This is a genomic window from Streptomyces sp. AB3(2024) (assembly GCF_041862025.1).
In the GTDB taxonomy this organism is placed as follows: domain Bacteria; phylum Actinomycetota; class Actinomycetes; order Streptomycetales; family Streptomycetaceae; genus Streptomyces.
The window spans coordinates 1-9,973 of the sequence record NZ_JBGWAB010000195.1; the positions used below are offsets into that span (position 1 = coordinate 1).

General features: G+C 72.7%; 10 protein-coding genes. 9 read left to right on the forward strand and 1 reads right to left on the reverse strand.

From position 1 onward, the window contains the following. Together ACEPPI_RS38095 and ACEPPI_RS38100 are read left to right on the forward strand one after the other, a co-directional pair. The coding region (locus ACEPPI_RS38095; protein WP_373919839.1) for a galactose oxidase-like domain-containing protein at positions 1 to 1,792 on the forward strand (1,792 nt) is incomplete at its 5' end. A 166-nt stretch (positions 1,793 to 1,958) separates the two neighbouring features. Continuing rightward, positions 1,959 to 2,159 carry an acyl-CoA carboxylase subunit epsilon gene (locus tag ACEPPI_RS38100; RefSeq protein WP_373919840.1) on the forward strand — a complete coding sequence of 67 codons (201 nt, stop codon included), beginning with the start codon at positions 1,959 to 1,961 and terminating at the stop codon, positions 2,157 to 2,159. Between the two features lie 17 nt (positions 2,160 to 2,176). On the opposite strand, the gene ACEPPI_RS38105 is transcribed toward ACEPPI_RS38100, so the two are convergent. Continuing rightward, positions 2,177 to 3,811 carry an FAD-dependent oxidoreductase gene (locus tag ACEPPI_RS38105; protein ID WP_373919841.1) on the reverse strand — a complete coding sequence of 545 codons (1,635 nt, stop codon included), beginning with the start codon at positions 3,809 to 3,811 and terminating at the stop codon, positions 2,177 to 2,179. 241 nt (positions 3,812 to 4,052) lie between these two features. Here ACEPPI_RS38105 and ACEPPI_RS38110 point away from each other — a divergent pair, with 241 nt between their 5' ends. The 7 genes from ACEPPI_RS38110 (at position 4,053) to ACEPPI_RS38140 (ending at position 9,421) form a co-directional block, all read left to right on the forward strand. Beyond that, complete coding sequence (locus tag ACEPPI_RS38110) at positions 4,053 to 5,150, forward strand: TcmI family type II polyketide cyclase (RefSeq protein ID WP_373919842.1); 1,098 nt, start codon at positions 4,053 to 4,055, stop codon at positions 5,148 to 5,150. A 98-nt stretch (positions 5,151 to 5,248) separates the two neighbouring features. Next, entirely contained in the window at positions 5,249 to 5,695 is a 447-nt protein-coding gene (locus ACEPPI_RS38115; protein WP_373919843.1) for a cupin domain-containing protein, read from the forward strand. Beyond that, positions 5,692 to 6,963: a beta-ketoacyl synthase gene (locus ACEPPI_RS38120; protein WP_373919844.1), complete on the forward strand. Its 1,272-nt coding sequence runs from the start codon at positions 5,692 to 5,694 to the stop codon at positions 6,961 to 6,963. Before ACEPPI_RS38115 ends, ACEPPI_RS38120 begins: the two co-directional genes overlap by 4 nt. Further along, positions 6,960 to 8,213 (forward strand): ketosynthase chain-length factor, encoded by a 1,254-nt coding sequence (locus ACEPPI_RS38125; RefSeq protein WP_373919845.1) that lies wholly within the window; start codon positions 6,960 to 6,962, stop codon positions 8,211 to 8,213. The genes ACEPPI_RS38120 and ACEPPI_RS38125 overlap by 4 nt, the downstream gene beginning before the upstream one ends. A 78-nt stretch (positions 8,214 to 8,291) precedes the next feature. After that, complete coding sequence (locus ACEPPI_RS38130; RefSeq protein WP_266836585.1) at positions 8,292 to 8,546, forward strand: acyl carrier protein; 255 nt, start codon at positions 8,292 to 8,294, stop codon at positions 8,544 to 8,546. A gap of 1 nt (position 8,547) precedes the next feature. Further along, positions 8,548 to 9,030, forward strand: a complete 483-nt coding sequence (locus ACEPPI_RS38135) for an SRPBCC family protein (RefSeq protein ID WP_373919846.1) — start codon at positions 8,548 to 8,550, stop codon at positions 9,028 to 9,030. Between the two features lie 58 nt (positions 9,031 to 9,088). Next, complete coding sequence (locus tag ACEPPI_RS38140; RefSeq protein WP_373919847.1) at positions 9,089 to 9,421, forward strand: TcmI family type II polyketide cyclase; 333 nt, start codon at positions 9,089 to 9,091, stop codon at positions 9,419 to 9,421. Positions 9,422 to 9,973 lie beyond the last annotated feature (552 nt).

Here is a 9,973-nt window from a genome sequence, read left to right on the forward strand (position 1 = left end):
ACAAAAAAACACAAAATCTTGCCAAACACGACCCTCTTCCGAACTCGGCGGCCGGGGGGACGCGCACCCCGACGGGTCGGCCCCGGCCGCGGCCGACCCCGCCGAAGCTGCCCTGATCGGCGAGGAGCACGCACGGGCGCACGCGGGACGGCGCCGGGCCGCCCGGGACGCCGGGGGCTATCCTCAGGCCACCCGCAGCGCGAGCCTGGCCGCGCTGACGGACTCCCAGGCCCGCGCCAACGCCGCGTTCCCCGCGGCCCGGTTCGGCCGGTTCGCCGAGTTCTTCCCCTCCCCCGATTTCGGGGTCCACCTCGCCCAGCTCCCCACCGGCAAGGTGCTGCTGTTCTCCTTCGAACGCGTCGAGACCGACCCCACCAAGGAGACCGGCCCCACCGACCGGATCGGACGGACCAACGCCGGCCGCGCCTTCCTCTGGGACCCGGCCCGCGGGACGGGCGCGCGGGCCTTCAAGGAGGTCCGGCCGCCGACCGTCCTGATGCCCGACGGCACCCACTGGCCGCGCCCCGCTCCGTTCTTCTGCGCCGGACACGCCTTCCTGCCCAACGGGATGGTCGCCGTGTTCGGCGGCAACAACGGCGGCAAGGGGGGCAGCGGCGCCCGGCTCTCCTTCGTGTTCGACCCCTGGACCGAGACCTGGTACCGCAACCGGGACATGTCGGTGGGCCGCTGGTACCCCTCGGTGGTCACCGGCGCGGACGGCCGCCAGATCATCATGTCGGGCCAGTCCGAGCGCGGTACGGGCACCCCCACCCCGGTGGTGGAGCGGTTCCCGGCGAAGCGGCTGCCCGTCCCCTGGCGCACGTACGACATCCCCCTCGACATCGCCTCGGAACGCTTCGGCGCGGACGCACCCTTCCGCAACGACTACCCGCACCTCTTCTCCCTGCGCGACGGCATGATCTACGGCCTGGGCCGCGACGCCGACCAGCAATGGCTGTTCGACCCCGTCAAGGAGACCCGCCGCGACCTCCCCCGGCGCCCGGCCGACTTCCGCGGGTACGGATCCGCGGTACCGCTCCCGGCCGGCCTGCGCGGCCCCGACTCGGTCCTGGTCCTCGGCGGCGACCCGCTCGACCCGAACACGTACAGGCTGTCGGGTGCGGGGTGGACCACCGAGGAGCCCCGGGCCTTCGGCCGCACCCAGGACGACACCCTGATCCTGCCCGACGCCACCCTGCTCACCGTCAACGGCGCCCTGAGCACCCGGGACTACGGCTACGGCCCCTTCAACCCGAAGGCCGACCTCAAGTACCGGCAGACCGAACTGCGCGGCACCGACGGCCGCTGGCGGCTGGGCCCCGCCCAGCGGCTGCCGCGCGGCTACCACTCCAATGCCCTGGTCATGCCGGACGGCCGGGTCATGGTGACCGGTGACGAGCTCCAGCAGATCGCCAACGACCCCGACATCCGCGACGCGATGGACGGCAGCATCGAGCTCTACGAGCCCGCGTACCTGCACCGGGGTCCCCGGCCCGCCCTGGACCGGGCCCCTGGCGGCGAACTCCCCCACGGCGCGGCCTTCGAGGTGCGCAGCTCCACCGCGTCCGCCGTGCGACGGGCCGTCCTGCTGGCGCCGACCACGGTCACCCACGCGGTGAACACCAGCCAGCGCCACCTGGAGCTGCCGGTCACCGGGGTGCGCGGCGACACGATCACCCTGCGCGCGCCGGCCACCCCGGCCGACGCGCCGCCCGGGTACTACATGCTCTTCCTCCTGGACGGCCGGGGCGTCCCCAGTACGGCGAAGTGGCTGAAGCTCGGAATCCGTTAGCGGACCGGCCGCCCGGGGGCCGCGGCCGCCCCGCCCGCGCGCGTCGCACGGATGGCTGTGGACGGAGCTCCCCGGCACGACAGCCCACCGGCGGGCTCGTAGCGTCGTCAGCGTCGGCGCCGGACGGCCCGGCGAGGGTGAACTCTCCTGCCGGGAGGCCGTGCCGATGCGAAGCGACGCCGCCATATCGAGCCTGCTCCGGGTCCACCGGGGCACCGCCGAACCCGAGGAACTGGCCGCGATCACCGTGGTGGTCGCCTGCCTCGCCGGCCTGGTCGCGCCCTCCTGCGACCGCACCGCGCACCACCGCCCGCGTCCGCGGCCCGCGGGCCACGGATGCTGGGCGGGGTGCTGGGCCTGCCGGTAGGCCCTGCCCGAGCGGTGTCAGGGGCGGCGCAGCAGCCGCGTCAGCGCGTCCGTCAGGACGGCGCGCGGGTCCGCGACGGCCCCTTCCGAACGCCAGGCGACGAACCCGTCCGGGCGCACCAGGACCGCCCCGTCGGCCGGCAGCCCGTGCAGCTCCGCCCAGTCGACGCCGTCCGGCTGGACCAGGTCGGCGTCCGCTCCGGAGCCGATCGCGTAGGCGTCCAGGCGCACGCCCGTCTGCCGCGCGACCTCCCGCGCCGCCTCCCGCCAGGGCGTGCCCGGGCCGCTGAGCAGTACGAAGGACCGCTCGTAGAGGTCGAGGGCGGAGATCCGCTCGCCGGCCCGGGTCAGCCACATGTGCGGGGCGCGGGTACCCACGTCGCCCCGCAGCCGCATGGTCTCGGGGATGACCGGCCGGGACGGGTCGCCGCCGAGGACCGCGCCCTCGGGGTAGCAGTAGCCCATCGCGGTGGTGAGGACCCCGCTGCCCGGACCGCCGCCCATGGTGGGGGGCGGTACATACCCGGGGTGGCTGTGTTCGGCCGAACGGGCCGAGGCGCGCTCGCTGGTGGCCCGGGCCACGGGGAGCCGCTCCTGCTCGTAGGTCTGCAGCAGCTCCGGTCCGGCGGCGCCGTCGAGGACCGCGGCGACCTTCCAGGCGAGGTTGTGGGCGTCCTGGATGCCGGTGTTGGAGCCGAAGGCGCCGGTCGGGCACATCTCGTGGGCGGCGTCGCCCACCACGAACACCCGGCCGACGCCGTACTGCTCCGCGACCCGTTCGGCGGCGTGCCAGGGGGCCTTGCCGCCGATCTCCACGTCCAGGTCGGGCACGCCGATCGCCGAGCGGATCTGCTCCCTGCAGCGCTCGTCGGTGAAGTCCTCCAGGGTCTCGCCCGTCTCCGGGTGCCAGGGGGCGTGGAAGACCCACTGGGTCTCGTTGTCCACCGGCAGCAGCGCTCCGTCGGCGCCCGGCTTCAAGAGGTAGCAGACGATGAAGCGCAGGTCGCCGAGGACGTCGGCGAGCCGCTCCGAGCGGAAGACGATGCTCACGTTGTGGAAGAGCTCGCCGTTGCCCGTCTGGCGGATGCGCAGGCCCTCGCGGACGGGGCTGCGCGGTCCGTCGGCGGCGATCAGGTAGTCGGCGCGGACGGTGAGGTGTTCGCCGGTCTCCCGGTCCTTCACCACGGCGTTCACACCGGTCTGGTCCTGGTCGAAGCTCATCAGTTCGGTGGCGAAGCGCACGTCGGCGCCCTGGGCGCGGCTCTGCGCGGCCAGCACCGGCTCGATGTTGTTCTGGCTGCACAGGCACCAGCCGGTGGGGCTGAACTTCTTGAGCGCGCCGGACGGGTCGACGGCCTTGATGAGCCATGTGTGGTCGCCGTCGACGAGCGAGGAGCGGGTCTGCAGGATGCCCTGATTGGCCTCCAGGGCGGAGGCTTCCTTGCGGATGGCGGGTTCGACGCCCGCCGTGCGGAACAGTTCCATCGTCCGGGCGTTGATCCCCCGGCCGCGGGGGTGGACCGAGGTACCGGCGTGCTTCTCGACCAGCAGGTGCCTGATGCCGTGACGGCTCAGGAACAGCGAGGTGGACAGGCCCACGAGGGAGCCTCCCACGACGAGGACCGGTACGCGGACATCGGCATGCTCTTCCATCGGCTGCGGGCTCCTGTTTCGTGTGGGGGGCAGTGGACGCCTTATGCCCCCGATCAGGGTTCTTGCCCTGGCGAGTCGCGTCTTGTCACCCGCTTGATCCTGAGATGTAGCGATCCGTACCCCGCGGGATGACGATGAGCGACAGCGGGAGCCCCTTTCGGCCACACCGCCCGCCGTGCCGCCGATGACGCACACGAGCGCGTACGTGGCGGTCTCCGTGCACTCACGAAGGAGTGAGCAGATGACAACCACCCTGTCCGAACGGGTGTCGCAGTCCGCCTTCGACGGCTCCATGCTCCGGGTCGTCCTGCTGATGGATCTCCACGAGGGCGCCCAGCAGCGCTTCTTCGAGGCCTACGAGCAGCTCCGGCACGACATCGCGTCGGTGCCCGGGCACCTGGGCGACCAGCTCTGCCAGTCCTTCGCGAACCCCTCGCAGTGGCTGATCACCAGCGAGTGGGAGAGCGCCCCGCAGTACCTCGCCTGGGTGAACAGCGAGGAGCACGCGGCGCAGGTCCGGCCGCTGGGTGCCTGCGCCCGCTCGATGCGCCCGCTGACGTTCACCGTGCTGCGGGAGACCGGCAAGCGCTACGAGGCCCCCGGGCGGGCGCCGGTCGCCCGGCTCCAGGGCTCGCCCCGGCTCGGCGCGGGGATCGTCCGGCACGCGCTGACCTTCACGGTCAAGCCGGGCAGCGAGGAGAAGGTCGCGCAGATCCTGTCGTCCTACGACTCCCCGCAGGCCCGTGTCGACGACCACACCCGGCTGCTGCGCACCTCCCTGTTCATGTACGGCAACCGGGTGGTGCGGGCGGTGGAGGTCCAGGGCGACCTGACGGCGGCGCTGCGGCACGTGTCGGAGCAGCCGGAGGTCCGTGCCGTGGAGCACGCCATCAACCCGTACCTGGAGCAGGACCGGGACCTGGCCGATCCGGAGTCGGCGCGGATGTTCTTCATGCGCGCGGCGCTGCCCGCCGTGCACCACGTGGCGGCGCACGGGCAGCAGCCAGCGGAGGTGACGCGGCACGCGCTCCTGTATCCGGCCAAGCCCGGCTGCGGCCCGCTCGTGGCCCGCTTCCTCGCCCGGCAGGACGAGGAAGCGGCGAAGCTCCCCACGAGTCCCGTGCTCAGCAGCAGCATCTTCCAGCGGGACGACGTGGTGGTCCGCCTCCTCGACGTGGACGGGCCGGCCGACGGCCGCTTCGCCGGCGGCTTCGGCATCGAGGGCCCCCGCCGGGCGGCCGTGCTGCGGCGCCTGCTCACCGGGGATCCCGCCACCGCGGCCGACGCCCCCCGCCCCATGACCCCCATCACCGACCGGCGCGCGCCGGCGCGGGACTGATCCGGCGCCCCGAGCTCCCTCACTCCGTCCCGCCCCCACCACCCCGTCCGGCAGCCCGTGCGCAGCGCGGGCTCCCGATCCGCCAGGAGGAAGTCAGCATGACCAGACATCACCCGCGCATCGTCGACCTCAGCGAGACCCAGCCCAACCGCAGGCGCGGAGGTGATCTGCGCGCCGTGCTCACCCCGACGTCGGTGGGCTCGACCAGCGGCTTCATGGGACTGGCGGTGATGGCCCCGGGCGAGTCGATCGCCGAGCACTACCACCCGTACTCCGAGGAGTTCGTGTACGTGGTCGCCGGGACCCTCGAAGTCGACCTGGACGGCGAGCCGCACCCGCTGCGCGTCGACCAGGGGCTGCTCGTCCCGCTGAACATGCGCCACCGGTTCCGCAACGTCGGCTCCACCGAGGCCCGGATGGTCTTCCACCTGGGTCCGCTCGCCCCGCGCCCGGAACTGGGCCACGTCGACACCGAGGAGGCGCCGAACCCGGCGGCCTCCGGGTGGGCGGAGCGTCCGCCGGAGCGCACCGGAGCGGTTTCGTGACCCGCCGGCGGGTGGCCGTGACCGGGGTCGGTGTCGTGGCCCCGGGGGGCATCGGCGCCCCCGCCTTCTGGGACCTGCTGTCCAACGGCCGTACGGCGACGCGTGGCATCACCCTCTTCGACCCGTCCGGGTTCCGCTCCCGGATAGCCGCCGAGGTCGATTTCGACCCGGCCGAGCACGGCCTGAGCGAGGACGAGGCGGCCCGCGCGGACCGGTACATCCAGTTCGCCCTGGTCGCCGCCCGCGAGGCGGTGGCCGACTCCGGCCTGGAACTCGACGGCGAGAGCGCCTGGCGCACCGGCGTCTCCCTGGGCACGGCGGTCGGCGGTACCACCCGGCTGGAGCACGACTACGTCGCGGTCAGCCAGCACGGCGACTGGTGGGACGTGGACCACCGGCTGTCCTCCCCCTTCCTGCACCGCGCGTTCACCCCCGCCACCCTCGCCTCGGCGGTGGCGGAGCAGACGGGGGCGCGCGGCCCGGTGCAGACCGTCTCCACGGGCTGCACGTCCGGGCTCGACGCCGTCGGCTACGCCGTCCACTCCATCCAGGAGGGCCGGATGGACGTGTGCATAGCCGGGGCGTCGGACTCCCCGGTCTCCCCCATCACCGTGGCCTGCTTCGACGCCATCAAGGCGACCTCGGCGAACAACGACGACCCGGCGCACGCCTCGCGGCCCTTCGACGCCGACCGGGACGGTTTCGTCCTCGGCGAGGGCGGCGCCGTCCTGGTCCTGGAGGAGCTGGAGCACGCCCGGGCCCGCGGCGCGAGCGTCTACTGCGAGATCGGCGGGTACGCCACCTTCGGCAACGCCCACCACATGACGGGGCTGACCGCCGAGGGCCTGGAGATGGCGCGGGCCATCGAGACGGCCCTGGCCCAGGCCCGGATCGGCTCCGGTGAGATCGACTACGTCAACGCGCACGGCTCCGGCACCAAGCAGAACGACCGCCACGAGACGGCGGCCGTCAAGCGGGTGCTCGGGGACCACGCCTACAAGACGCCGATGACCTCCATCAAGTCCATGGTGGGGCACTCCCTCGGCGCCATCGGGGCGATCGAACTCGCGGCCTGCGTCCTGGCGATGACCCATCACGTGGTGCCGCCGACCGCGAACTACGAGACCCCCGACCCCGAATGCGACCTGGACTACGTGCCGCGCACCGCCCGCAGCCACACCCTGCGCAGCGTGCTGTCCGTCGGCAGCGGGTTCGGCGGCTTCCAGTCCGCCGTGGTCCTGACCCAGCCCAAGGAGGTACGCGCGTGAAGAGCCGTACTGCCGGCACGTCGGTGGCCCTCACCGGCATCGGGGTCGTCGCCCCCAACGGGATCGGCGCGGACGCCTTCTGGAAGGCGACGCAGGCGGGCGACAGCGTCCTGGACCGGGTGACCCGGCAGGGCTGCGAGCACCTTCCCGTGCGGGTCGCGGGAGAGGTCCGGGGATTCGATCCCGGGGCAATGGTCGAGGACCGCTTCCTCGTGCAGACCGACCGCTTCAGCCACTACGCGCTGGCCGCCGCCGATCTGGCGCTGGAGCACGCCCGGCTGGGGCGCGCCGACTACGAGGACGACCCGTACGCGGTGGGCGTCGTCACCGCGGCCGGCTCGGGCGGCGGCGAGTTCGGGCAGCGCGAGCTGCAGCGGCTGTGGGGGCAGGGCCCCCGCTTCGTCGGCCCGTACCAGTCGATCGCCTGGTTCTACGCGGCCAGCACCGGCCAGATCTCCATCCGGCGCGGGTTCAAGGGCCCGTGCGGGGTCGTCGCGAGCGACGAGGCGGGCGGGCTGGACGCCTTCGCGCACGCCGCCCGGGCGATCCGGCAGGGCAGCCGGGCCATGCTGGCCGGCGCGACGGAGGCCCCGCTCGCCCCGTACTCGGTGGTCTGCCAGCTCGGCTACGAGGGCCTGAGCACCTGGGACGACCCGGATCGCGCCTACCGGCCCTTCACGGCCAAGGCGTGCGGGTTCGTCCCGGCCGAGGGCGGCGCGATGTTCGTCGTCGAGGACGCGGAGGCCGCCCGGCGGCGGGGCGCGACGGTCCGGGCCCTGCTGGCCGGCCACGCCGCCACCTTCACCGGGACGCGGCGGCCGGACGGGGACGGCGAGGGCCTGGCCCACGCCATCCGCGGTGCGCTGCGGGAGGCGGGCTGCGCGCCCGAGGAGGTGGACGTGGTCTTCGCGGACGCCCTGGGCACGCCCGAGGCCGACGCGGCGGAGGCGCGGGCGATCCGCGACGCGCTCGGCGGTCACGGCTCCAAGGTGGCGGTGACCGCCCCCAAGACGGGGACCGGACGTGCGTACTGCGCGGCCGGCACCCTCGACACGGCCGCGGCCGTGCTGGCCCTGGAACACGGGGTCGTGCCGCCGACCCCGAACGTGTTCGACGTCTGCCACGACCTCGACGTGGTCACCGGCAGCGCCCGGGTCACCCCCGTGCGGACCGCGCTCGTCCTGAGCCGTGGCCGGATGGGGTCGAACGCGGCACTCGTCCTCCGCAAGGGGCCCGAATCCCGCGCGTAGGGATCGGGACCCCGGCTGGTCAGGGCCGCGCAGGGAGTCCGGCGCGGCCCCCGGAAGCAGGAAGAGAGAGAAGGCACCATGTCCGACCGACTGACCATGGAAGAGCTGGCGACGCTCATGAAGAGCGCCGGCATCACCGTCGACCCCACCGAGCTGGCGAGTCGTCCGGACTCCCGGTTCGACGACTACGGCCTGGACTCGCTGGGCCTGCTGGGCATCGTCGGTGAGCTGGAGAACCGGCGCGGCCGTGCGCTGCCCACCGACGCGGACCGCTGCAAGAGCCCCCGCGAGTTCGTCGACCTCGTCAACAACAGCCTCATGACCGGAGCCTGAGATGCCTGGACACACCGACAACGAGATCACCGTCAACGCGCCCGTCGACGTCGTCTGGGACGTCACGAACGACCTCCCCAACTGGCCGGAGCTGTTCAGCGAGTACGCCTCGATCGAGATCCTGGAGAAGGCCGGGAACACCACCCGGTTCCGTCTCGCCATGCACCCGGACGAGAACGGGGTGGTGTGGAGCTGGGTCTCGGAGCGGACGGTGGACCGCGCGGGCCTGACGGTGAAGGCCCGCCGGGTCGAGACGGGTCCGTTCGCGCACATGGACATCCACTGGGAGTACGGCGAGGCGCCCGGCGGCGGCACCCGCATGCGGTGGGTCCAGGACTTCGCGATGAAGCCGGACGCGCCGATCGACGACGCGGGGATGACCGACCGCATCAACCACAACTCCCGCATCCAGATGGAACTGATCCGGGACAAGATCGAGCGGCGGGAGCGCAGCCCTCGCGAGCGGGTGGCCGGCCGCCGCTGAGCCCGGCTCCGAGCGCCCCCGCCCTCCCCACCCACCGAGTCGAAAGGCAAGCCTCCCGATGCACCAAGCCCTCATCGTGGCCCGCATGGCGCCCGGATCGGCACCCGACATCGCCGACCTGTTCGCCTCCTCGGACGCGGGCGAGCTCCCCCGTCTGGTCGGGGTCAGCCGCCGCAGTCTCTTCCAGTTCGGGGATGTGTACCTGCACCTGATCGAGTCCGAGAAGGACCCGGGTCCGGCCATCGCGCAGGTCACCGGGCACCCGGAGTTCCGCGACCTCAGCGACCGGCTCTCGGCCTTCATCAGCCCGCACGACCCGAAGACCTGGCGGGGCCCGAAGGACGCCATGGCCACCCGGTTCTACCGCTGGGAGCGGGACGCCGCGCGCTAGTCCGTAGGGGTGCCCTTGCCGCCGCCGCACCGGCCGGGCGGCCTGGGCACCCACGGCCATGTCCGGATCCTCGTCGCGCTTCACCGCTCGTGACGGGGAGAATTCGGCAGGTAGTTTTTACATGAATACCTGACTGAATTGCCGTCAATAAGCATTGCCCGCTTATCTCGATTTGATAACGACATCACCGAAAAGGCCTGGACCTTTCCCGCGCAACGCGCGTAACTCCATTGCATTCAGGGTGAGTTGACAGTTCATCAAATCAAGTCACAAGGTAACGGATAGATTTCTCGGCCCCGGCTCCCGTTTGTCCGAATTCTCCGCGGCTCCCGTCTGGCAAGCTTCCGCGCACCCACCTTCCCGATCAGGACTTGAGGTGCGCATGACAGCACGACACACCGGCCGACGACGCAAACAGCGTGAACACCGGCGCAGACCGCGCAGGTTGATGCTCCTGACCGCCGCCATGGCCACCGCGGCCGCGATAGCCGGCGGCATCACCTACGCCGGCCTCGGCGCGGACGCCGCGGCCGGCCCCCCCGCCCACACAAC